The organism is Algoriphagus sp. 4150, from assembly GCF_031457395.1.
Lineage (GTDB): Bacteria > Bacteroidota > Bacteroidia > Cytophagales > Cyclobacteriaceae > Algoriphagus.
The window spans coordinates 236,483-259,381 of record NZ_JAVDWS010000002.1; the positions used below are offsets into that span (position 1 = coordinate 236,483).

Sequence of the window (22,899 nt, forward strand, 5' to 3'; positions counted from 1 at the left end):
AATACTTAGAAAGCAGAAATAATAAGATATAATGCAAAGCAAAAACTACGTGCTTTTTCTTTCCATCACAGCGGCATTGGGTGGATTTTTATTTGGATTTGATACCGCTGTGATATCCGGCGCAGAACGGGACATTCAGATGCTGTGGGGATTGTCAGACCTTAAGCATGGACTGGCTGTAGCCATTGCCCTATACGGCACGGTCATAGGAGCCCTCTTTGGGGCTATACCTGCGGATAGATTTGGGAGGAGAGCATCGCTGCTATGGATAGGGGTGTTTTACCTCGTGTCTGCTTTGGGATCTGCGTTGGCACCGGATATCAATTCCTTTATGTTCTTTAGATTTTTGGGAGGATTGGGAGTAGGAGCTTCCTCTGTGGTAGCCCCCATGTATATTTCTGAAATCGCTCCGGCCAACAGACGGGGACAGCTCGTTGCACTCTACCAGTTCAACATTGTTTTCGGGATATTGATGGCCTATTTTTCCAACTACCTCATTGGTACTGCGAATCTGAGTGATGCTTGGAGATGGATGCTCGGGGTGGAAGTTATACCTGCATTGATTTATACTGCGCTGATTGTTAAAGTACCAAAAAGTCCAAGATGGCTGATTGCAAAGCAGAAAGATTTTGATGGAGCCAGGGTTATTTTGACCAGAACAGATCCTGAAGGGGTTGATGAAGCGATGGCTCTAGCTATTGAAGAAAGCAAGCAGATCAGGGGGAAAGTGACCGTATCGATGCTCTTTAGTGCCAGATTTCGGAACATCAGCTTTATGGCAATTTTGATGGCCTGTTTCAATCAGTTGTCAGGGATCAATGCGATTATATATTTTGCCCCAAGGATATTCGAATCTGCAGGTATCGCAAATGAGACAGCCTTGATTTCTACCATAGGGATAGGAGCGATCAATTTGGTTGCAACCATGCTGGGGCTGTATCTGATTGACAAAATCGGCAGAAAAATGCTGATGTATATTGGTTCTGTAGGTTATATTATTTCTCTCTCCTTGATGGCTTATAGCTATTTTGGAGGGGCGATAGAAAGCAGCTTATTGCCCTATTTTGTATTTGCCTTTATTGCCGCCCACGCTATAGGACAGGGGTCTGTGATATGGGTGTTTATCTCGGAGATTTTTCCTAACGAACTTCGGGCTTATGGGCAGTCTATGGGATCTTTCACCCATTGGGTTTTGGCTGCGCTGATTGCAAATATTTTCCCTCTGGTAGCCAATCGCTATGGAGCAGGGAGTATTTTCGCATTTTTTGGATTGATGATGGTAGTGCAACTCATTTGGGTTGCGGTGAGGATGCCTGAGACCAAAGGAAGATCTCTTGAAAAGATTCAGAAAGATTTACAAAAAGGCCATGACTAAGAAAATTGTGTGTTTTGGAGAGATGCTGTGGGATTGTTTTCCTGATTTCGAGACAGCAGGTGGTGCACCAATGAATGTTGCTTTGCATTTGAAGCAATTGGGGCTGGATGTACAAATGATCTCAAGGTTAGGAAAAGATGAACATGGAAGTAAACTCCTTGATTTCGTCAAAAGCTACGGCCTGAAACAGGATTTAATCCAAGAAGATTTGGAGCATCCTACAGGTATGGTCTTAGTAGATAAAACGAATAAGGAAAATATCAAATATGATATTGTAGCCCCATCTGCTTGGGATTTTATTGATCTGACAGAAGAAAATCTACAGGCAGTAGCAGAAGCGGATGCCTTGGTGTTTGGCAGTCTTGCGGTAAGAAATGAATTTTCTTGGAAAACACTCTATCACCTCGTCCAACAACCTGTGTTGACCGTTTTTGACATCAATCTACGTGAACCTTTTATTGATTTTGACAAGATAGAAAGCTTGCTGGGCTATGCTGATATTTTAAAAATCAATGAAGATGAATTAGCGTTTCTAGCTGATTATTTTGAAGTTAAGAACGTAAATGGCTGTAAAAGCCAAGTGGATTCTGTAAAAATATTTTGTGATTTTATGGTTGCAAAATATCCTATTGAAATCATCTGTATCACACTTGGGAGTAATGGGGCTATGCTATATTGCCAAGGAGAGATCACAAAACATGATGGGTACAAGATACAGGTAGAGGACACAATAGGTTCAGGAGATGCATTCTTAAGTGGGTTTGTGAAGATGTATCTGGAAGGTAAAAAGCCAAGGGAAATTTTAGACTTTTCCTGTACACTGGGGGCATATGTGGCCACTCAGCAAGGTGGAACCCCAAAATATAAGCTGGAGGAATTCATTAAACCTGTAGAATAAGAGAGCTTTGCAGGGTTATAATACTTCTCTGATGGAGCAATAGTCCACCTAAGTGGATTTGAGAGGGAGATTCGTGGCATCAGACTTCTTCAAACTAGGCTGATATCCGAGTATTTAGGACAGGTGTCTTTTACAATTTACCATGAAGATTGTAAATGAAACTTTCGATTTTCATGGTAAAAAACAGGCAAATACTTCCTTTGCTTCAGGAATATCTTTTGATTTTCCCTACAATTGGGCCTTTGGGACCTAGACAAGTGGGTAAAACTACACTTGTCAAGAATCTGAATCTCGACAAGGATAGTATTTATATTGATCTGGAAAAAGCTTCTGATCGCGCCAAATTGATGGATGTGGAGCTTTTTATTAAAGCGTTCTGGTTCTCATGACTTGAACCTACGATAATGAAGTCTCTAGACTTCTTTTTGCTTAGGTCAGATTCTGGGTAAGGCAGTCTGAAGACTGCAATGAATCGAGCACAAAGTCGTGAGACTTGCGCTAAGGAGCATACAAGTAGTTAAATTGAAATAGTTGATTGGATTTATGAATAAAGAGTCAGAGAAATATTTTAGGAAATTCAGGGCGCATATTGAAAAACATGTCAAAATCGGAGATTCCGAAATGGCTCATATTAGCAGCTACTTTTCTATTAAAAGAATAGGAAGGAAAACCGATCTCCTTGAACCTGGAAATATTTGTCGCTTCGAAAACTTTGTTGTTTCGGGCCTATTTCAAAGTTCCGTGCCGGACGAGTCAGGAAAAGTATATACGCTGAATTTTCCCCATGAAAATTGGTGGGTGGGTGATTTCAAAAGCTTTACGTCCAGAACTCCTTCAATTATGAGGATCGAAACGTTGGAGGATTCTATTTTGCTTGAAATATCAAAAACTTCTCTGGACGAATTATTGGCGAACTCCCAGCCTTTTTCGAATTATTTCAGAACGCTTAGCGAGAATGCGAGTATCGCTGCAAATGAACGGATCATCCAGCAATTAGCACAATCGGCAGAGCAGCGTTATGCCTTGTTTTGCCAAAAATATTCTGTGATCAGAGACCGCCTATCTCAGAAAAGGATTGCTTCCTTTTTAGGGGTTTCTCCGGAGTATTTCAATCAGATGGAAAGGAGAAAGAAATATGAAACATTATGATTATCCGGAATTGCCAGTAACATATTTTCTTTGTTTTGCTGCTGGAAGACCCGCCACGGCGAGACTGGCCGATGACGGATGACCGAAGTGACCTTAATGAGAAGTTCACCAAATCCTATGATGCTTTTATTGCTTTACTGGCAGAAAAGCGGATATACATAAAAATCTTAATGTAGTTAAAGTTTTTTGGGATTTGGACGCGGTAGTTTTGTAAAACTTAACTGAGAAAAATGAACGGAAAGCATCCTAACATTCAATTAATCGAGCGCTTTTTCAAAGCCTATTCAACTGCTGATTTTGAAGGAATGAAGCAGGTAATGTCACAAGATATTAAGTGGCATATTCCCGGAAAGCATCCATTTAGCGGGACGAAAAATGGCATTCTGGAACTTATGGGATATTTGGAAAAACTCAACCAATTCGGGTTCAAAGCCGAGCAGGTTGTAATGGGTGTAAATGACAATTATGTAGTCGATTGTCATAGAAACTGGAGTACATCCAGTGGCTCTGTGGTACTAAATGCAATGTCTTGCTTGCTGTGGAAGATTGAGGATAATAAGATTGTCGAGGTTTTCAATTTCCCACAGGATCAACATATGGTCGATGTTTTTTTTACTAAGGCCTCCACTTAGTGGTTGGATTTATAAAAATGCAGTCTTAAGACCGCAATGGATTTATCGCAAGGCTGGGGTCGTACTAAGAGGTTAACTCTCGACTATAAACCTCAATTCCTACCCGATCAATATGCATCAATAATTCAGGTTCTTTGATCGAATGATAGTTTACCACATCAAACTTGTAAGGCATATTGGTCTCTTCGTTCAGCCAATAGCTGATTTGGCTCACCGTGTCAAAATCCAGTTTTTCCCCTTTAAGGGCAATGTCGATATCACTGCCATTTCTGAAATTTCCCTTGGCACGGCTTCCAAAAATAGATGCGCTTTCTACCTTTGGATGATCGCCCAGCACACTAAGAATAGCTTCCAGATCCGTATCCAAAAGCCCAAATTTATTTTTCATCTACCTTTTGTTTGAAACTATCACGCAAAGCTTTCAACAAGGGAAAATATTTATTGCTGATCAGTTGCTCCATATCAGTTGCCTTTTGCTCATCATAAGTATGTGCAGTCAGGTTTCTGTCCTGCAATAAATCCATCCAATCGTGTCCATTTTCTAGGATATTCATCTCAAATGCTTTCTTTAAAGCACTTCTTGGCGATTTGATATCCACAAAGCCCTGATCTTCCAAATAGTCCTTCACCATATTCCACGCTAATTCAAAACTCATCTCAAAAAACTGGATAATTCCTGCTTTCTGAACGATATCAGGGCTTTCAATCTGTAATGCGCTTTCCAGATGATTCATTGCTTTGGCGAAATTAGAGAATCGTTGTTTCCAGCGTATATCATCTTTAGACATTTTGTCGTGGGTTTTCCTATGAGTCAAGCTAAAATAAGGCTTTATTTTTAGATTTGCTGGAATCTCAGCTTCACGACAAGGGAGGGGATAGATATAATTTAAGGAAAAAAAGTGGAACCTAGGGGATTCGAACCCATGACCTCTGCTCTGTCAAAGCAGCGCTCTAAACCAACTGAGCTAAGATTCCTGATTGTGCTGCGAATCTATTGAAATGCTGAAGAAATTGCCAGCGACTACACTAAACTTTTTCCGAAAGGAGACTTTTTAGAATAGAAGAGATAGTGACATGAAATTTTTCGAAATCTTTCTCTGGGGCAACACCTGTAATTTTGAAGGTTTGGTTAAGCTTTTGGTACATATAGAAAATACCAATTTTTTCTCCCTTGGCTCCGGACTGAAATCTTGCCCATCTGGCCGGAGCATTATCGATAACTGTTTTACCTTGTTCGAGTAGTTTTAGGTTTGAATGCTCATCTGCCAGCACATAGCGAAGTTCAAAATCAAAATCCTCATCAAAAGACGGTTTTTTACCAAGGGATTCGACAAAGTCTGACCCTTTGGCATTCTCCACATAGGTAAGGGAAATATAGGCATTTTTTATATCAGGAGTTTGAATTACGTAATCATAACCGTCATCTTTTACCTCCCAGCCATCAGGCAGAAGATAGCTGAACTTGATTTCAGGATCTTTGACCTCGACCCTTTTTTGGGCTGAGGAAATAAGAGGGGTTAATGCCAGTGTAAAGCAGAGAAGCAGACGGTGTATCATGATGTATTCGATTAAAAATAAAAACCGTTTCAGTGATTCCAAGGTGGAATATATCAATCCTGTACAGTCTTGCAAAATCCTTAACGTATCCTTTAAGGATAATTAAGAATTTAGAAAACAAGGAGTAGTGTTCGTCTTTTATTGCTAACAGCGTGGTAGTGCGAAATGGTGAACTTTGGATGATGGGAAAACCTGATAAAGAGGTAGAGCAGGATTATTTCCAACTTTTTAAAGTGAGGGTATCAAATGATCGGTATATAAGAAGAGAAACGTATTTAGTTTGTTTGAGAAAGGTTTTTTCCCGCAGATAAGCGGAGATTTGGATCGCAGATCCCCGCAGATTAGAAATGAGTCCGAGTCCAAGGCTCAGGCATGTAGATGAAATCAAGCTAGAAAATGGCCGTCCTACAAACAAAAGGCAGAAGACTTTCACTACTAATCAGACCGATTTAGTTTAAAATTAACCTGAAAATCCCCGAAAATCAGTGTTATTTTTCTGCGAAAATCAGCGGGAAAATCAAGTAAGCTCTACACAAAACTCTCCCTCAAATACTTCGCAGTATAATTCCCTTCTTCCTTCATCATATCCTCAGGTGTTCCCTCAAAAGTCAGGTACCCACCTTTATTTCCACCTTCAGGCCCCAGATCGATCACCCAATCGGCTGATTTGATCACCTCGGTGTTATGCTCGATGATAATCACCGAATGACCCTGATCGATCAGCGCATTGATGGAATGGAGGAGTTTCTTGATGTCATGGAAATGAAGTCCGGTCGTCGGTTCATCGAAAATAAAGAGAATGCGATCACCTACTTTGGTACCGCCTTTTCCCAGAAAAGATGCCAGTTTCACCCGCTGTGCTTCCCCTCCTGAGAGCGTATTGGAGCTTTGTCCCATACCTATATAGCCCAAACCAACTTCCTGCAGCGGCTGAAGTTTATTGATGATCTGGGTTTTTCCTTTGAAGAAGTCCAGCGCTTCGTCAATGGTCATGTCCAGCACATCTGAGATGTCCTTTTCCTTGTATTTGACATCCAAGATCTCATTCTTAAACCGTTTTCCTTTGCAGGATTCGCAGGTCAGGTGAATATCCGCCATGAACTGCATCTCTACAGTGGTGATGCCTTCTCCTGCACAGTTTTCACAGCGTCCGCCGTCGACATTGAAGGAGAAAAAAGCAGGTTTGTAGCCGCGCTGCTTGGAGAGCGTCTGCTCTGAAAATAATGTTCTGATTGCATCATACGCCTTCACATAGGTCACCGGATTGGAGCGGGAAGACTTACCGATGGGATTTTGATCCACAAATTCCACTTGGGAAATGGTTTTGTAATCACCTTCGATTTTGTCATATTTTCCACTTTCATCTATGACCGTTCCCAGCATTTTGCCAAGGGCAGGATAAAGCACTTTTTTGATCAAGGTGGACTTGCCTGATCCTGAAACTCCGGTAACAACCGTGAGTGTATTAAGCGGGAATTGGGCCGAGATATTTTTCAGGTTGTTCTCCCGGGCACCTTTTACCTTGATAGAATCTTTCCACTTCCTATTTCCGTCTTTTTTGAAGATTTGCTCCTCACCGCGTAGGTATTTTGCAGTATAGGTTTGGGCAGAGGTCATGAGCTCTTCGATAGATCCTTGAAACAGCAATTCTCCACCATTGACCCCGGCATCAGGTCCGATGTCGATGATCTGATCGGCGGCCTTCATCACTTTTTCCTCATGTTCCACCACGATCACGGTATTACCCATGTCTCGAAGTGATTTCAGCACATCCACCAGACGGTCTGTATCCCGAGGGTGCAGCCCAATGCTCGGTTCATCCAGTATGTACATCGATCCCACCAAAGCCGATCCCAAAGAAGTGGCCAATTTGATACGCTGAAATTCTCCCCCCGAAAGGGTGGAAGTCAATCGATTCAAGGTCAGATAACCCAACCCTACCTGATCCATGTATTCTAATCTACTCTGGATTTCTTTCAGCAGACGGTTGGCGATTTTAGCCTGATGCGGCGGAAGATCAAGCTTATTGAAAAAAGGTAAGGCTTCATCTATCGGCATCAATACGATGTCCTGAATGGATTTTCCATCCACTTTCACATAGGAAGCATCTTTGCGCAAGCGCGTGCCTCTACAATCCGGACAAGTCGTGCGTCCACGGAATCTAGAAAGCATCACCCGATATTGAATCTTATAAGTTTTGGTTTCCAGATCTTGGAAAAAATCATCCAATCCTTTAAAATATTTGTTTCCAGTCCAAAGGAGCGCTTTTTCCTTATCATTCAAATCCTCATATGCCCTATGGATAGGGAAATCAAATTCAATTCCTTTTTTCAAAAGAGGCTCCACCCAATTGCGTGACGATTCTCCACGCCAAGGTGCAATAGCCCCTTCGTAAACCGAAAGGTCCTTTTCAGGAATGACCAAGTCCGGATCAATTCCCAGCACATTTCCAAAACCTTCGCATGTTTTGCAAGCTCCATAGGGATTGTTGAAAGAGAAGAAATTTACCGAAGGTATTTCGAACTGCATTCCATCAAGTTCGAAGCGGTCAGAAAAGCTCTTGGTCTCTATCTCCGGAATGGTGATTTTGCAATCTCCATGACCTTCGAAAAGTGCAGTCTGAACAGAATCAGCAATTCGAAACTGGTTATCCTCGTCTTCTTTATGCACCGCTACCCGGTCGATCAGGATCTCATAATTCCCTTTTGGGATTTTTTTCTCCTGAAGCAGATCTTCCACAAAGTAAGCTTCGTCATCGATTAATATCCTCGTATAGCCCTTATGTAGAAGCAATTCCAACTCCTGATTAATCTTTCTTCCCCGCTCAATTTGGAGTGGGCAGGAGATCATCACTTTTGATCCTTCTTCGAAAGACTGAATGTAATCCACTATATCCGTGACGGTGTGGTGTTTTACTTCCTTACCGGAAATCGGAGAGATGGTTTTGCCTATTCTGGAGAAAAGCAGCTTCAGATAATCATAGATTTCCGTAGTGGTTCCGACAGTTGATCTGGGATTTTTGGTGTTGACTTTTTGCTGGATTGCGATAGCTGGGGCCACGCCTTTGATGTATTCCACATCAGGCTTTTCCATTCTGCCCAGGAATTGCCGGGCGTAGGAGCTCAGACTTTCCACATACATGCGTTGGCCTTCGGCAAAAAGCGTATCGAAGGCAAGAGAAGATTTTCCGGAACCGGAAAGCCCTGTCACCACGACAAATTTATTTCGGGGAATCGCGACGCTCAGGCTTTTTAGGTTGTTCACCCGTGCGTTTTTGATGATTATAAATTCTTTGGGATCGAGTGAGTCGATGTCTGTTTTAGCTGATAAAGTGCTCAAAGTCATAGCTGGCAAAGTTACGAAAGGAACAGAGGAACTCCTCGGAAAGTTTTAAGCTTGTGGTAAATTGTCTGCTATAAAGAAGAAGGCTAGGTTTGGCGATTGGTTCATATAAGCATCGGAAGTTTATCACTGTTAAATCAACCCGACGTGAGTTGCTAGTAGGTTGATTCGTTGTAGCATTCATCAGGAGTTGACCGTCATATAGTTGTATTGTAATTCATGACAATGTGATTTTTTGTCGTATGTTTTGATTTATCATTATTTTGAAGCAGTTTTTGTTTAAAGTTGAAATTATGAGGATTTTCAGCAGGAGTTTATGCGTTTTAATTCCGTTAATTATAGGTTTGTCTTGTAATGGACAGGAAGAGCCGTGTGGATGCACCAACATTGATACCTCTTTTTCCTTTGAGGTAGTCAATAAGGAAAATGTAGATTTACTTGACCCCAAAAATCCGGAAAGTATTAAAGTTTCTGATTTTGATGTCTATTTTTTGCTAAACGGGGAAAAGGTGAAGGTATTTGACCCAAGGATTTCACACATGAGTAGTTTTCCTAGAATAACCGAACCGGAACCTTTGGCTGGAGTGGATAGGTACATCTTACATGTTATCTTAAATTCTTCTGAGAATGAAGAATTACCAACTACTTATTTGGAATGGAAAGATGGGACAATTGATATATTGGAGGCTGAATTTAGTTATATGTCCAACTCTGTTATAGTTAAAAAACTTTGGCTTAATGAAGATCTTATTTGGGATATGCGAAGAGATGGAGAAAAGCCTATTTATTCTCTAGTCAAAGACTTTAAGGAATAGCGATCAGCAATACTGCTGACTTTGATTGAGGCCTTCCACATTTGGGAGGCTTTTTAATTATGCTGCCTAGTATTAACGAATTTTTCAATGTGCCAAACAAGAGTCTCGGAGTTCTAAAGCTTGTTCTCAGCTAAGACTGAACTTTTCTACTTTACCACTTTTCCACCTTCCAACTTTTATCCTTTTCTTCGCAGCATGGATTTCCAGTTTTTAATTGATGGCTTTGCGGAAGGTCTGCAGCAGATGACCTGGCTGGAGGCATTTGCGGTAGTTTTGGGAATTGCCTCGGTGTATTATTCCATGAGAGTAAACATTCTGGTTTATCCCACGGGCATTATTTCCACGCTGATTTATGTATGGATTTGCCTGCAATACAAGCTTTATGCTGATATGGGGATCAATGCCTATTATTTCAGTATGTCTATTTATGGCTGGTATGTATGGACTCATCCCAAGGAAGGGAAAGAAGAATTTCCGGTGACTTGGCTGAAAGCCGGCGGCTGGGCAGTTTCCATAGCGATTTTTGCGGCATCTTATGTTATTCTAGCCTATGTTCTGGCTAATTTCACGGATAGCGATGTTCCTTATTGGGATTCTTTCACCACGGCTTCGGCTTTTGTAGGCATGTGGCTGATGGCCAAGAAGAAAGTGGAAAACTGGATGTTCTGGATTTTGACGGATTTGGTAGCCGTACCATTATATTTCTACAAAGGCTTAGTCTTAACCTCATTTCAATACCTATTCTTCACTGTTTTGGCAATAATGGGACTAATAGCTTGGATTAAATCAGCTAATAGAAATAGCTTTGAATTGGCAGGTCATAAATAGAGTTAGAAATAAACATACTTAGTCTGGTTTCCGAAATAATTTGCTTTTGCTTAAAAATCCCTCCGGAAATACTTCGGGACAGGCTCTAATCCTCCGCTGCGGCAAAGGGATTTGCCGAATCTGAACTTCAATCTTTGATTAATAAAATTCTGGAATATCCACATCGTGCCCTCAGCGTAAATCTCTGTGGTCCGTGGTAAAATTCATCATCAAAAAATGCCTGAACCTAAACGAATATTAATCCTTGGGCCTGAGTCTACAGGCAAAAGTACATTGGCTGGTGGCTTGGCCACGTATTTCGGGGAGCCATGGGTTCCCGAATTCGCCCGGGAATACCTGGAAAAATTAGGCAGAGAATACTGTTATGAGGATTTGGTGAAAATCGGGAAAGGGCAGGTCGCCTTGGAAGATGAAGTGGCCGAAGAGGCAAAAAACTTTCTGTTTTGCGATACAGATCTGCGGGTTATCCACATCTGGTCTGAGCATAGGTTTGGGAAAACTGATCCTTGGGTTATGGACCAAATTGCCGAAAGAATATATGACCTGATCTTGCTTACTGATACGGATTTGCCGTGGACGCCGGATCCTCAGCGGGAATATCCGGAACTGGAAATGCGGCAGTATTTTTTCAAAAAGTATCTACAACTGGCACAGGAGAGCGGATTTCCGTTTTTGATTATTTCCGGAGACCGGAAGACAAGGCTAAACACTGCTGTAGCAGCTGTAAACCAACTTTAGTAGTAAACTCCTATAATTTTTCAATAGGGATATCCGCTGTTGTATCAATAAAATTTAAAGCGGTATAGAATTAGTTGAAATTTAGCGATAAGGTTACTTCGGTCTCCTGTCATCGGTCTTCCGGCCTGATAAGTATAGAATTAGGGAGACTCCCGTCATTATGGATAATCAGATTTTCCAATTTCAACTCTCTTCACCACTTTCCCAGAGAAAGAGTAGCAGCCTCTACCAGTCTCATTAAATCAGGATAGGCGTTGTTGTTTAGGATTATGATGGTTTTGTTTTCTTCTATGTATCTCACGATTATAGTTTTATAGCCGGGATTGTCACCTGTGTGCATGACCATTTTACCGAAGGGGCTTTGAGGTTTGATCTCCCAGCCGAAGCCATAATAACTCAGAAAGCCATCATCTAATTTATAGGGAGTAAAAGCCGCTTCCATAGTTTCTTTGGAGACCAACTTTTCTTTGTAAAGTGCCTGGTCCCACTTGTACAGGTCTTTCACATTGCCGGAAACTCTCCCTGGACCTTTTCTATTGCCAAGCCAGACGGTATAATCTGACGAGTGGAAAGTATTGGCATTGATAAATTGGCCATCATCATTCTTTAGATGTCCTGCCGCGAATGTCATTACCCCGGCTTTTTCCTCTAGCGCTCGAATGGCAGTGCTTTTCATTTTCAACGGATCAAAAATCCAAGCTTTGGTAAGCTTTACAAAATCCTCACCGGTTACCTTTTCCACTACACTGGCAAGCAAAACGTAACCGGTATTACTGTACTCATATTTTTCACCGGGCTCAAAGGATTTTTTGGGAGCATATTCTCTTAGGTATTCTAGGATTTCGGGATTGCCGGCTACTCTGCTTTTGTCCCAATGCTCATCCATGATATCCTGATAATCAGGAAGTCCACTAGTATGGGTCAGTAAGTTTCGAATAGTAATCCCCGGGTACGGGGTGTCTATGTAGTCGGATAATGGATCGTCATAATCCAGAAGACCTTTCTCCTTGCACATCATGATCATCATAGCCGTGAATTGCTTGGAAAGGGAGGCCAGCTCGAAGATATCATCCTTATGAAGCAAAATTCGATTTTCATAGGTTCGCATACCCATGGCTTCTTCGAAAAGGATTTCTCCTTTTTCAGCAACTAGGATTACCCCGGAAAAGCCTTCTTTTTTTGCTCTTTCAACTGCTTCTTTCAGGATTTTTTGCTGCGCGATTCCGCTATTCTGAAAGGATACAAAAGCCAAAAGGATGAATGCAAGGAATTTGTTCATGTCAGCGTGGATTTGTCAGGAAATTACAAAACCTTTTGCACTAATGGGAAGAAAAGGTGAATGGGGATTAAAAACGGGCTAGGTACGGGATCAGAATTGGATTAGTTCATAGGTTAAAAAAGTATTCATCAATTTGAAGTGCTTAGTAAAAAAGAGGCTGTCTCATAATCAGGTTTTCTTGTCAGGCTGAGTAAGAAAAATTTAAGATTTACGAATGAATAATGACGGAAAGTGATGTAGAATTAAAGTTGGGTCACCCTGAGCGGAGTCGAAGGGTCCTCGACTCCGCTCGGACTGACACAACATTTGCACACTTTTTTGAATTCTGTCAATTGTAGCGGAGTCGAAGCTTTTTATGTGCTGATTAAGCCCATTTCGACTTTCATGCCTTCGGCAGACTGGCTGCTCAATGTGACAATTATGAGTTATGAGACAGCCTCTTTAATCAAATAGCATGAGGTTTTGTTTTCTATTCCACCCCGCCTTTTCGGGTAGGAGAGCGGACAGCAGGCCATTCTGTAGGTTCACCGTTTCTTCCGGTTGGAATTCTTACTTCCTTTGATACCATGTCGTCTTCCTCGCTTGCCATGTACACCATGATAGCTGCCATGATCACGTTGTTCTGCACATCGTCAAAAACAATTTTGTCATAGGTATCCAAGTTGGTGTGCCAGGTATAGTTGAAGTAGGACCAGTTCAGCGAGCCTAGTGAGAATGCAGGAACACCTGCAGCGACGAAGGAAGCATAGTCAGATCCGCCACCGCCCGGATTGCCGGGGAAGCTGGTTTGGATATCTTTTGTGATTTCACGGGGTACCTTATTCATCCATCTTCCTAAGTATTCATAGCTGTGTACAAATCCTTGTCCGGATACATTGGCTATACGACCAGTTCCGTTGTCCTGATTGAAAAGGGCCTGTATCTTTGGCATCATCTCAGGATGATCTTCCACGAAAGCTCTGGAACCGTTAAGTCCTTGCTCTTCCGAACCCCAGTGTCCTACCAAGATAGTTCTCTTAGGGTTCGGATATATTTCTTTCAATATGCGCATCACTTCCATCATCATGATCGTGCCTGTTCCATTATCAGTAGCGCCTGTTCCACCATCCCAAGAATCAAAGTGCGCGGATAGCACTACATATTCATCAGGCTTCTCAGTGCCTTTGATCTCAGCAATGGTGTTGAATGTAGGCACCATCCCGTTTTCTTTGGATTGGGCATTGATGCTGATCGTAGGCTTCTCTCCACCTTCCGCCAACCTGAAAAGCAGACCATAATCTTCCAAGGATAGATCTACAGTAGGGACTTTTTTGGTAGATGCAGAGAAGATTTTGTTTGCTCCGAAACCTTGAGACCAGTAAGAAGTGACAATTCCAAGTGCACCCGCGTCTTCTAAGGCCATTGGCAATTCTCTTCTTCCTTTTCCGGTTTTCTGAAGCCGCTCATTCCAAGCATTATTGGATTCTGTGCGTTCCTCTTTCATTTTTTCGAAAGACTCCGGGGTTGCAAATTCCTCCCAATTGTAATCCGGACGACCGGTTACTTGGGGAGCAGAGATCATTACGTATTTGCCTTTTACTGAAGGAAGCCATGTAGCAAAAGCAACAGAATCTGCCAGATCAGGCAGGACTATTACCTCACCCTCGGCACCGCCTTTTGGGGAAGCGGGACTCCAAGCCAGTTGCTGACCACTCAGGGACTTTGTCCAAGGAGCCACCATGTCGATGTGGGTAATTCCTCTTTCCCATCCTCTCCATTCGCCCCATTGCTCGTTGCGGGCTTCTATTCCCCATCCTTTGTATTTCTCTATAGCCCAGTCATGGGCTTTTTTCATTTGAGGAGAGCCTACCAATCTCGGCCCTATGCCATCCATCAGTTCATGGCCGATCTGCTTCAGCTGAGAATTCTCGGTTTCCTCTTTAATGATTTTTTCAATCACATCATCTTGAGCGTGGACGTTGCTGCCCAAAAGCAGCATAAGACCCACGCCTAGTACGTATCTCTTCTTCATATTTGGTTTATTTTAATCCTAAAATTATGCTTTGCAAGCCTTATATCCGCGCCGTTTGTGGATTTGTCCTAATGCTAAAACAATGTTACTGTATTGGATTTTAATTTATAGAATTCCGATTTCTACCGGAATTTAAAGCTTCCGCTACCAGTCTTAAAGAAAGATGGTTTTCTTATCTTTTGAAGTAGTCATTGAAAAACAGCAACTGATATTGTACTGCTTCTGCCCAATATTCCCATGTATGACCTCCCGGACCGGTCATGAACGTGTGGGGAATATTGTTGTAGGCAAGTTTCTCATGCAATTTCACATTGACGTCGTAGAAGAAATCTTCTGTGCCGCAACTGATGATCAGTTTCAGTTTGTTCGGAATCAGGCGATGGCTCTGATACATTACCGAGTATTGTTCCCAGCGCTCCGGGTTTTCTGTTTTGGTTCCCAGATACTTTTTCATCTCCCAATTCTCGGGAAATGGCCCAATGTCCACGCCACCACTAAGACTTCCAGCCGTACCAAACGTCTCCTGATGACGGAATGCCAAGTAAAGCGCTCCGTGTCCGCCCATACTCAAGCCCGTGATTGCCCTTCCTTCACGGCTTCGGACAGTGCTGTATTCCTTGTCGATAAATTCCACAAGCTCTTTTCCCACATAAGTCTCGTATTTGGAATCTTCTACTTCCGGACTATCCCAGTACCAACTTCCGAAATTTCCGTCGGGATTGACTATGATCATGTCGTATTGATCTGCGTAGGATTCCAGTTGGGGTACTTTGCTGATCCAGTTACTGTAATTACCGGAATACCCATGGAGCAAGTAGACAACCGGGTATTTTTTGGAGGCTGAATAATCTGCCGGAGTGATCACTACTGCCTTAATCTCTTTTTGCATAGAAGGGCTAAAAGTGGTGACGGTATCCACACTTGCAAATACATGCAGGGATAGCAGAAAAGTAAGTGTAAGCAGAATGGATAATTTATTTCTCATTTCATATGATTATAATTTGTTTTTTTAAAGGCCACATGGAATCTCGCAGGGTTTATAATCATCCCTCTCCCGAAGCAAGTTCGGGACAAGTTGTGTGTCGTCTTCGACATGCTCGATTTCAGGGGTTAAATAGTTTTATGCGAATTGAAAAGTTAGTCTTCTGAATTAAAAGGGTGTGGTGATATCGGGCTACTCAAACAAGTTGATCAGATTTTTCTTAAAATATTCAGCACTGTCCTTTACACTTTGGATGGGATCCTGAGCGAAATTTCCACCTTGCTCTAAGTAATAATATTCCATTCCGGAAAGGGATGCGTCCGGAAGGATTTTAGTATAATCGATAGCCCCATTTCCCAACTCGGTATAGTCTCTGCTGATCTTATCCATGTCTTTGATGTGCCACATGACAAATCTACCAGGGGCTTCCATGAAAAGCTCATGCACTGTTCGCTGAGAGCTGTGAGCTACCCAAAACAGGTCTATCTGTAATTTGACCAATTCCGGATCAGTATTTTGCATGATAATGTCGTATCCAATTTCTCCATTCTGATCAGTAAATTCAAAGTCATGGTTGTGATAGGCAAATCCAAGTCCGGCCTTGTTCACACGCTCTCCGATCAAATTCAGCTTATCGGCCAAGATTTTAAAACTCTCGATAGTGCGGGACTCCGGATCAAGCCATGGCCAGGTGATGTATTTTTGCCCCAATGCATGGGCACCTTCTATACTTTGATCTGTGTAGCGGATAAGTTCATCCTCAGTAGCCCTGAAGTATTTGATAAAATCGTAATGACCACTGGTGCAGTCAAGGGAATTATCCTCCAACACTTTCTTAAAATCTGCTGCGGGCATTCCGTAAAAGCTCTTTGAGGGGCCGTCATATCCGTAAATTTCAGTGTCCTGATAGCCAAAGTTTGCAATGGTTTTCAATGCTTTTTTGGGATCTTCTGCCATAGCAGCTCTGATCGTGAAAAGCTGCAGCCCCATTTTGTAGGATTTTCCTTTTGGAAATTGGAATCCTGAGAGGCCAAATCCTGCAACTGAAAGGGCAAGACCGGACTGTTTGATAAAATCACGGCGGTTAATCATAGGTTTGGGTTTGGAATTTAGCATACAAGATAGCGGGTTTGTTTATTTTTTGAACTACCATTGAATGTTGGAATGGGATAAGTTCTGTGAGACTTTTTCGCTTCAAAGCTGAATGGTAAGCTCTATTTTTACCTGCTCCAAAAAGGGTTCATCGTGGGAGACCACCAGTACCGTTCCCTGATATTCGTTGATGGCATCGGTCAGAATTTCGATATTTTGGATATCCAGATTATTCGTCGGCTCATCTAGTATGATCATGTCAGGAGATTGGCTGCTGATGGTCAGGCAGCACAGCATCAGACGCATTCTTTCTCCTCCACTGAGCGAGCGGCAGGATTTGTCCCAGTCTTCTTTTGGAAAAAGAAAACGGTTCAGTCTGATTTTGATCTCATGCTCTTCCAGTGCTGAGTTGTTAAATTGCTCCGCTTGCTCATAAACATTCAAGCTATTTTCTATCAAGGAATAATCCTGATCTATGTAGACGGCTTTGCTTTCTGCCTTGATAAGTGTTCCTGTATGTGGGTTCAAATCACCCAAGATGAGCTTAATCAATGTCGTTTTGCCAGAGCCGTTAGCACCTCTGAGGGCAATTCTTTCCCCACTGGTAATTTGAAAATTCAGATTAGTTTTCCACAGTAGTATGTCTTGATAGGAGAAGTTAATGTCGGTGGCAGTTACCAGTACTTTTCCTTTGTGTATGGCGGTATTTTCAAAGCCAAACTTCATTTTATCCATCTTCGGCAGCTCTTTTCTTAAGTCCTGTAAATCCTGAGAAATTCTGCCAATCTTATCCGTATGGACGTTTTTGATTTTTGAAGTACTCTTTTCAGCCTTGTTGCGGAGCGTATTCATCATGATAGTGGCAACCCCTGCCTTCTCCTGCTTTTTCTTGCCTCTGGCATCCAATTTCTGCTCCCGTTCTACCGTTTCCCGCTCTTTCTCCTTGGCTTTTCGCAATGCCTTTTCCGTGCTTTTTACATCTTGGTTTAGGGCATTCTGCTCCAATTGTTTTTGCGAAGCATAGAAATCATAATTACCTCCATAGCTGCGGATTCCTTTACTACTAAGTTCACATACAGTATCCACGAGATTCAGTAATTTCCTGTCATGACTGACTATCACGAGCGTATTGGAAGTGGAGGTAATATAGCCGTAGAGTAATTCCCTCGCATCTGTGTCAAGATGATTGCTGGGTTCGTCAAGCAGCACCAAGTCAGGCTGATGAATAGAAATTCCCGCCAGAAAAACTTTGGTTTTCTGCCCGCCGCTTAGATTTTTCAGCTTTTCGGTCAGTTCATAATCAGAAAGTTGCCAATAGCACAACGCTTCATTGACCCGATCTTCTATGGTCCAATCGTCATTCAGTGCCAGCAGGTTTTTTTCAGAGGCTTTTCCATCAAGGATCTCCCGAAAGGCAGTAAGCTTCCTTTCTACCCCCAAGGCTTCTGCAATACTGAGATGATTGAACTGCCCAAAAATCTGCGGGATATAATAAGGTTGGGATTCTACAATGACTTGACCATCTGAAGGTGAAATTCCCTTAGCGATAATTTGTAACAAGGTGGACTTGCCCACTCCGTTATTGCCTATTAGCGCTATCTTTTGATGATGATTTAGGGTAAGGGAGATGTTTGAAAACAACAAATCCTTATTGGGATGTATGTATGAAATACGCTGTAAACTGAGCATAATTTCTCTCTTTGAAGATTAAACAAATGGCTGCTCCGGAACTTTGGAAAGCCGCATTTATAGTCAGAAAGAAATTATTTTCATGTGTTTATAATTGTTTTTCAATGGTCACCCCGAATAGTCGGGGCAGGCTATGGAATCTCGCATGCAGGATAATTATCCCTCTCCCGAATCAAGTTCGGGACAAGTTGTGTGTCGTTTTAGACATGCTCGATTTCATGTTTTTTAGTGTGAATTCGAATTACAAATATAGCGTATTGTTGATTATTGAAAAAAGTCAGGAGGCATTCTTTGTATTTTTCATACTGAGCTTATACCGTTCAATTGGAAAGCAAGCAGTGACAGCAAGGAAGCTGGAATGGAAGCTATCAAAAATTCAGTTGCGCCTGTAATCTCAGCAAACTCCCTGTCTGCCCGTTATTTTGAAGCTGGAAATCTTCGTATCGACGGTTTGATAACGTGTACATCGCCACCAATTCAAACGCCTCATGTGGCTGCCACTCCAGACCGAGTTCCAGTTCTTTTACCGTGTAGCTTCTCGCATCCATCTCATGCTTTTTCCCTCCGTCATAATACTGTAAGCGAGTGAATGGGATAAATTCTCCCTGGATATAGGAAAAAGTCACATAGCCGCCTTGTAGCTCTTGTACTTCGATTTTTTGGGATTGTTTATTAAACTCAGGGCCTTGTCCTATCATGTATTCGGCCTGGATGCCAAAAGGCTTAGGATAGAGCACAAATGAAGCGGCGGCTCTTTGGTCAGTGAATTCCCTTTGGTTTCTGATATTCAGTTCGGGACTGCTTTCCAGGAGCACAAATTTTCCGCTATATGCCTGAATTCCCGGTTCGATGACCTGATTGCCTACTTCTATGGGAAGAGAAAAGCGGGTCACGACATGAAATTTGCCATTTTGATCAGGTTGGTTTGCAGTCTGCCCATTGTAAATTCCCAGCGCAAACACACCGAAATCTCCAGAATGCTTCATTCCATCCTTTTTTAATTTTTTCATCAGATTCCGCTTTTCCTTAGTCGCCCAATGGAAAAATATCCCCAAATCCCGTTCATCTTTCATGCCGCTGTTAATGGCATCATCCCGATCCAGAGGCAATCGCTGGCTACTGGACTGGAGATTTTCATACCCGAAGGGAACCTTGCTTTGTCCTACCCGAAGACGAAATTCATTGTCCTTGTCAAGCCCCAAATCCACATATGCATCTTTCAATTTTCCCACATGATGGGCTCCCGTCACAGACTTGGAGAAATCAGGCTGAAAGTAGAAAAATACCCGTGGATGGATCTGTCCATAGATTTTGAACCGTAATCTTCGTATAGAAAGTGAATTTTCCTCTCCTCCCCAAGCCTCATCACACTGCTCGCATCCCAGCTCCGGATTGGTCTGAAACAATCCATTGTATCGCACCTGCATATAACCTCCAAGGTGGATTTTGTCAAACCAGTTCTTGGAGATTTTTTCTTCAGTTTTATCTTGAGCTTGCGCAAAAGAGAGAGTAAATAGAAGTAATAGGGTAGCAACTAGGATATTTTTGTTCATGGCATTCAGGAGAGGTGACTGGATGGTGTGGGGAGGAAGGGAGAAGCAGTTTCTTTAGTCCTTGATTTTGTCAAGAATATCTCCTTTGCCGGAGAAAATCACTTTCCATTCTTCAGTGAAATTCTCGAGCTCTACTGAATAATTGATCTCATCGCCTTCTGTGATTTTCTTGACTCCGTCAATTTTCAATTCAGGGAAATCGGAAGCTATTTTAGAAATGATGGCTTCTGGGAGATCGCTTTTAGCTATTTCTTCTTTGTGCTTCAGTATTTTTCCTGCTGCATCATACCAGATTTCGTGATCTGTGCCCCAGCCGATTTCGAATTCTACATTGTAATCATCCCCATCCAATTCCCACTCGATATCAGTTGCTTTTGGGAATTCCTTTTTGAAACTGTTGGCTACTACAGAAGGTACTTGGCTAGGGTTAATTTCCTGAGCAAAAGTAGCTGTGGAGATTAGTGTTAGTGCAGTTGCGATGATTGTGATGTGCTTTTTCATTTTTGCATAATTTTAAGTTATGCCTCAAAGGAAAAGCGGGAATCTGGAAACAATTGGGAATCTTAGGACCCTAGATTTTTTTTTACCACGAAGATCACGAAGTGGCGCAAAGTTTACCTGAATAATAATCGACCTGAAGGAGGCATCCGTTCTTCACTCATCGTATGGGGGCCTGGATTCATTGACAAAAATGCTGTAGGTATGCGTAATAAGGAATCGGTGTTTTCTGCCATTGACTTTACTCCTTCTCTTTTGGCCTTACTAGTCAAGGAAGTCACTTCTTGGTATGCTACTATGCCTCTGCTTTAATTTTAACCTCTTGCTACAGTAAAGTGACGTTCCCAGATGCACTTTACCACCTTACAACCCTCAACTCATTTTAACCTCAAAACAATGCTTACCATCGAAACTGTATGAAACATGGAAACCATACAGTTTACAGATGGCGTGGACAATCGCCAGGCCCAAGCCTGTGCTACTGCTTTTTTGGGTTTCCTTATGAAAGCGGGTAAAAATCTTCTCAGAATCAAGCGCTGTTAATTTACCGGAATTGCGAATCCTAAGGGAGTTTTCCACAAGTGTAATTGTCACATTTCCACCATCTGAATTATGAAAAATAGCATTTCGAATAAGATTGCTAACCAGAATAGAAGCCAGGTTTTCATCCATCTTTACCTGAATTTCGCAAGAGTTATCCACAAGAATTTTCACTTCCTTATAATCAGCAAATTCCTTCAAGTCTTCCACTGATCGTGCGACTACTTGATTGATGGAAATTTCTGAATTTTCTGAGAACTGCCTATTCTCGATTTTGGTCAGTAGAAGTAAGGACTTGTTCAGTCTTGTCAATCGCTGGATAGTCTGTAGAATCTGACCCACAATTTCGGCATTTTCGGGATCCAGACTTTCTTTTTCCAGCATCAGTTCCAGTTTGGTAGAAATAATCGCCAGAGGTGTTTGCAGTTCGTGAGAGGCATTTTCAGTGAATTTCTTTTGACTGGAATAAGTTTCACGGGCATGAATAATGAGGGAATTGACCGCGAGTTCCAGCTCTTTAAACTCTTTGGTGTCTCCTTTCACGATCGGGACGGGACTTTCTTTGTCAATACGAAATGCCTTTAAATCGCCCAAAAGCAGATAAAATGGTTTCCAAAGCCGTTGAAGAACTACATTATTGATTAAAACAATGCTTGCAACCAGAATGATGTAAAGCCAAATGATGGAATAGAACAAATCCTCGATCAGATCGTCTTCTTCCACGGTGGAGTTGAAAACCGTAAGTTGGTAATAATCGTCACCATGCTTGAATGCCGATGTCAGCATTCGCACGGGCTCCAGATCATCCTCATTTTCCATGTAGAGCAATGTGTCTGTGAAATAATCCCGCATTCCCAATGCTTCTTTTTCAGTGATCTGATGAATGGTAAAATTGCCCTCCTCGAAGTCTCTTTTCTCTAAAACCTGCCCGTCTTTTTCGGTACGCTTGATGATTAACAACTTATAATTATCCAGCCCATCGTCGATGCTGTCGTGGATTTCGTCCAGCATATTGATGTAAAAAATCGCTGACCAGATGGTCACAATCAGGAATATCGATACCGAAAGGTATTTAAGGGATTGATTGAGCAGCTTCACAGTTCAACCAATTTATAGCCCACGCCATAGATGGATTGGATCTCAAACTGAGCATGAGTGGATTGCAGTTTTTTGCGTAGGTTTTTGATCTGATAGTAGATGAAGTCAAAATTGTCCGCTTGATCGATGTGATCACCCCAGACATGCTCGGCAAGAGCACTTTTAGTAATCAACCGGTTCTTGTTAACCATGAAATAATTGAGGATATCAAACTCCTTTCGGTTCAATTCAAGTAATAAGTCATCCACTTTAAATTCCCGCTCATTTAAGTCCAGCACGGCGTTTTTAATGGTAAGTTGATTACTTCCATTCAGGTTTTTCCTGCGAAATACGGCTTTAATCCGGGCATTCAGTTCGGCTATATGAAAAGGTTTGGTGAGGTAATCATCCGCTCCCAAGTCTAGTCCTGCAAGCTTATCATCAAGAGAATCCTTGGCAGAAATGATGATTACATTTTCTCCCCCGTCCTTTTTCTTTAGTTCTGCCAGAATATCCATCCCACTTCCTCCGGGAAGCATGATATCCAGAAGAATGCAGTCGTATTTATACAGCGATATTTTCTCCATAGCGGTCTCAAAATCTTCGGCATGCTCCACCAGATAAAGCTCTTTTTCAAGGCTTTTACGGATTACTTCCGCCAATTCAGGTTCGTCTTCAATCGCCAAAATTTTCATTGTTTCAAAAATAAGGAGCAATTCTGGAAAAATTTGGGAATGTGGGGACTCATAAACAATACGTTATAAATAGGGCATGCTGAAAAAACGACGGTTATAGATCAAAAGCTATCATATTGGATGATTAACCCATTTTTGATGCAAACGGT

21 protein-coding genes and 1 tRNA gene are annotated in these 22,899 nt (G+C 42.1%); 8 read left to right on the forward strand and 14 right to left on the reverse strand.

Translation table 11 applies throughout. The features are described from left to right. Positions 1-31: 31 nt before the first annotated feature. The 5 genes from J2X69_RS04330 (at position 32) to J2X69_RS04350 (ending at position 4,054) form a co-directional block, all read left to right on the forward strand. The gene (locus tag J2X69_RS04330) at positions 32-1,375 is read left to right on the forward strand and encodes a sugar porter family MFS transporter (protein ID WP_310098987.1); all 1,344 of its coding nucleotides are present in this window, start codon (positions 32-34) and stop codon (positions 1,373-1,375) included. Next, entirely contained in the window at positions 1,368-2,273 is a 906-nt protein-coding gene (locus tag J2X69_RS04335; protein ID WP_310098990.1) for a carbohydrate kinase, read from the forward strand. Before J2X69_RS04330 ends, J2X69_RS04335 begins: the two co-directional genes overlap by 8 nt. Before the next feature lie 155 nt (positions 2,274-2,428). Beyond that, complete coding sequence (locus J2X69_RS04340; RefSeq protein ID WP_310098992.1) at positions 2,429-2,662, forward strand: AAA family ATPase; 234 nt, start codon at positions 2,429-2,431, stop codon at positions 2,660-2,662. A 154-nt stretch (positions 2,663-2,816) separates the two neighbouring features. Next, positions 2,817-3,422, forward strand: coding sequence for a Crp/Fnr family transcriptional regulator (locus J2X69_RS04345; RefSeq protein ID WP_310098995.1), 606 nt, complete (start codon positions 2,817-2,819; stop codon positions 3,420-3,422). Positions 3,423-3,652: 230 nt separating this feature from the next. Beyond that, entirely contained in the window at positions 3,653-4,054 is a 402-nt protein-coding gene (locus tag J2X69_RS04350; RefSeq protein ID WP_310098998.1) for a nuclear transport factor 2 family protein, read from the forward strand. 64 nt (positions 4,055-4,118) lie between these two features. Here the strand turns inward: J2X69_RS04350 and J2X69_RS04355 are convergent, their stop codons facing one another. From J2X69_RS04355 to uvrA, 5 genes are all read right to left on the reverse strand, one after another. Next, complete coding sequence (locus tag J2X69_RS04355) at positions 4,119-4,442, reverse strand: nucleotidyltransferase domain-containing protein (RefSeq protein ID WP_310099001.1); 324 nt, start codon at positions 4,440-4,442, stop codon at positions 4,119-4,121. Then, positions 4,432-4,842, reverse strand: coding sequence for a nucleotidyltransferase substrate binding protein (locus J2X69_RS04360; protein WP_310099004.1), 411 nt, complete (start codon positions 4,840-4,842; stop codon positions 4,432-4,434). Before J2X69_RS04360 ends, J2X69_RS04355 begins: the two co-directional genes overlap by 11 nt. 112 nt (positions 4,843-4,954) lie before the next feature. Continuing rightward, positions 4,955-5,029: transfer RNA gene (locus J2X69_RS04365), tRNA-Val, on the reverse strand. Positions 5,030-5,080: 51 nt separating this feature from the next. Continuing rightward, on the reverse strand, positions 5,081-5,611 hold the full coding sequence (locus J2X69_RS04370; RefSeq protein ID WP_310099006.1) for a hypothetical protein: 531 nt from the start codon (positions 5,609-5,611) through the stop codon (positions 5,081-5,083). Positions 5,612-6,139: 528 nt separating this feature from the next. Beyond that, positions 6,140-8,956, reverse strand: coding sequence for an excinuclease ABC subunit UvrA (uvrA, locus tag J2X69_RS04375; RefSeq protein ID WP_310099009.1), 2,817 nt, complete (start codon positions 8,954-8,956; stop codon positions 6,140-6,142). 260 nt (positions 8,957-9,216) lie between these two features. Here uvrA and J2X69_RS04380 point away from each other — a divergent pair, with 260 nt between their 5' ends. From J2X69_RS04380 to J2X69_RS04390, 3 genes are all read left to right on the forward strand, one after another. Beyond that, complete coding sequence (locus J2X69_RS04380) at positions 9,217-9,768, forward strand: hypothetical protein (RefSeq protein WP_310099012.1); 552 nt, start codon at positions 9,217-9,219, stop codon at positions 9,766-9,768. Between the two features lie 195 nt (positions 9,769-9,963). Beyond that, complete coding sequence (gene pnuC, locus J2X69_RS04385) at positions 9,964-10,596, forward strand: nicotinamide riboside transporter PnuC (protein WP_310099016.1); 633 nt, start codon at positions 9,964-9,966, stop codon at positions 10,594-10,596. Positions 10,597-10,812: 216 nt separating this feature from the next. Continuing rightward, positions 10,813-11,334, forward strand: a complete 522-nt coding sequence (locus J2X69_RS04390) for an ATP-binding protein (protein ID WP_310099019.1) — start codon at positions 10,813-10,815, stop codon at positions 11,332-11,334. Between the two features lie 193 nt (positions 11,335-11,527). On the opposite strand, the gene J2X69_RS04395 is transcribed toward J2X69_RS04390, so the two are convergent. The 9 genes from J2X69_RS04395 to J2X69_RS04435 form a co-directional block, all read right to left on the reverse strand. Beyond that, positions 11,528-12,613, reverse strand: coding sequence for a serine hydrolase domain-containing protein (locus J2X69_RS04395; protein WP_310099022.1), 1,086 nt, complete (start codon positions 12,611-12,613; stop codon positions 11,528-11,530). Positions 12,614-13,082: 469 nt separating this feature from the next. Next, complete coding sequence (locus tag J2X69_RS04400) at positions 13,083-14,624, reverse strand: M20/M25/M40 family metallo-hydrolase (RefSeq protein WP_310099027.1); 1,542 nt, start codon at positions 14,622-14,624, stop codon at positions 13,083-13,085. Between the two features lie 172 nt (positions 14,625-14,796). Further along, entirely contained in the window at positions 14,797-15,609 is an 813-nt protein-coding gene (locus tag J2X69_RS04405) for an alpha/beta hydrolase family protein (RefSeq protein ID WP_310099030.1), read from the reverse strand. 189 nt (positions 15,610-15,798) lie between these two features. After that, positions 15,799-16,698 (reverse strand): sugar phosphate isomerase/epimerase, encoded by a 900-nt coding sequence (locus J2X69_RS04410; RefSeq protein WP_310099033.1) that lies wholly within the window; start codon positions 16,696-16,698, stop codon positions 15,799-15,801. Positions 16,699-16,800: 102 nt separating this feature from the next. Beyond that, entirely contained in the window at positions 16,801-18,387 is a 1,587-nt protein-coding gene (gene abc-f, locus J2X69_RS04415; protein ID WP_310099036.1) for a ribosomal protection-like ABC-F family protein, read from the reverse strand. A gap of 368 nt (positions 18,388-18,755) precedes the next feature. After that, positions 18,756-19,940, reverse strand: a complete 1,185-nt coding sequence (locus J2X69_RS04420) for a porin (RefSeq protein ID WP_310099039.1) — start codon at positions 19,938-19,940, stop codon at positions 18,756-18,758. 54 nt (positions 19,941-19,994) lie between these two features. After that, entirely contained in the window at positions 19,995-20,441 is a 447-nt protein-coding gene (locus J2X69_RS04425; RefSeq protein WP_310099042.1) for a PepSY-like domain-containing protein, read from the reverse strand. A gap of 369 nt (positions 20,442-20,810) precedes the next feature. Then, on the reverse strand, positions 20,811-22,076 hold the full coding sequence (locus J2X69_RS04430; RefSeq protein ID WP_310099045.1) for a HAMP domain-containing sensor histidine kinase: 1,266 nt from the start codon (positions 22,074-22,076) through the stop codon (positions 20,811-20,813). Beyond that, the gene (locus tag J2X69_RS04435) at positions 22,073-22,750 is read right to left on the reverse strand and encodes a response regulator transcription factor (RefSeq protein WP_310099048.1); all 678 of its coding nucleotides are present in this window, start codon (positions 22,748-22,750) and stop codon (positions 22,073-22,075) included. The genes J2X69_RS04430 and J2X69_RS04435 overlap by 4 nt, the downstream gene beginning before the upstream one ends. Positions 22,751-22,899: the final 149 nt, after the last annotated feature.

What these genes read in the sequence shown, in the direction of transcription:
- J2X69_RS04330 (WP_310098987.1), top strand. Translation starts at nt 32, where the DNA reads ATGCAAAGCAAAAACTACGTGCTTTTTCTTTCCATCACAGCGGCATTG.
- J2X69_RS04335 (WP_310098990.1), top strand. Translation starts at nt 1,368, where the DNA reads ATGACTAAGAAAATTGTGTGTTTTGGAGAGATGCTGTGGGATTGTTTT.
- J2X69_RS04340 (WP_310098992.1), top strand. Translation starts at nt 2,429, where the DNA reads ATGAAACTTTCGATTTTCATGGTAAAAAACAGGCAAATACTTCCTTTG.
- J2X69_RS04345 (WP_310098995.1), top strand. Translation starts at nt 2,817, where the DNA reads ATGAATAAAGAGTCAGAGAAATATTTTAGGAAATTCAGGGCGCATATT.
- J2X69_RS04350 (WP_310098998.1), top strand. Translation starts at nt 3,653, where the DNA reads ATGAACGGAAAGCATCCTAACATTCAATTAATCGAGCGCTTTTTCAAA.
- J2X69_RS04355 (WP_310099001.1), bottom strand. Translation starts at nt 4,442, where the DNA reads ATGAAAAATAAATTTGGGCTTTTGGATACGGATCTGGAAGCTATTCTT.
- J2X69_RS04360 (WP_310099004.1), bottom strand. Translation starts at nt 4,842, where the DNA reads ATGTCTAAAGATGATATACGCTGGAAACAACGATTCTCTAATTTCGCC.
- J2X69_RS04370 (WP_310099006.1), bottom strand. Translation starts at nt 5,611, where the DNA reads ATGATACACCGTCTGCTTCTCTGCTTTACACTGGCATTAACCCCTCTT.
- uvrA (WP_310099009.1), bottom strand. Translation starts at nt 8,956, where the DNA reads ATGACTTTGAGCACTTTATCAGCTAAAACAGACATCGACTCACTCGAT.
- pnuC (WP_310099016.1), top strand. Translation starts at nt 9,964, where the DNA reads ATGGATTTCCAGTTTTTAATTGATGGCTTTGCGGAAGGTCTGCAGCAG.
- J2X69_RS04390 (WP_310099019.1), top strand. Translation starts at nt 10,813, where the DNA reads ATGCCTGAACCTAAACGAATATTAATCCTTGGGCCTGAGTCTACAGGC.
- J2X69_RS04395 (WP_310099022.1), bottom strand. Translation starts at nt 12,613, where the DNA reads ATGAACAAATTCCTTGCATTCATCCTTTTGGCTTTTGTATCCTTTCAG.
- J2X69_RS04400 (WP_310099027.1), bottom strand. Translation starts at nt 14,624, where the DNA reads ATGAAGAAGAGATACGTACTAGGCGTGGGTCTTATGCTGCTTTTGGGC.
- J2X69_RS04405 (WP_310099030.1), bottom strand. Translation starts at nt 15,609, where the DNA reads ATGAGAAATAAATTATCCATTCTGCTTACACTTACTTTTCTGCTATCC.
- J2X69_RS04410 (WP_310099033.1), bottom strand. Translation starts at nt 16,698, where the DNA reads ATGATTAACCGCCGTGATTTTATCAAACAGTCCGGTCTTGCCCTTTCA.
- abc-f (WP_310099036.1), bottom strand. Translation starts at nt 18,387, where the DNA reads ATGCTCAGTTTACAGCGTATTTCATACATACATCCCAATAAGGATTTG.
- J2X69_RS04420 (WP_310099039.1), bottom strand. Translation starts at nt 19,940, where the DNA reads ATGAACAAAAATATCCTAGTTGCTACCCTATTACTTCTATTTACTCTC.
- J2X69_RS04425 (WP_310099042.1), bottom strand. Translation starts at nt 20,441, where the DNA reads ATGAAAAAGCACATCACAATCATCGCAACTGCACTAACACTAATCTCC.
- J2X69_RS04435 (WP_310099048.1), bottom strand. Translation starts at nt 22,750, where the DNA reads ATGAAAATTTTGGCGATTGAAGACGAACCTGAATTGGCGGAAGTAATC.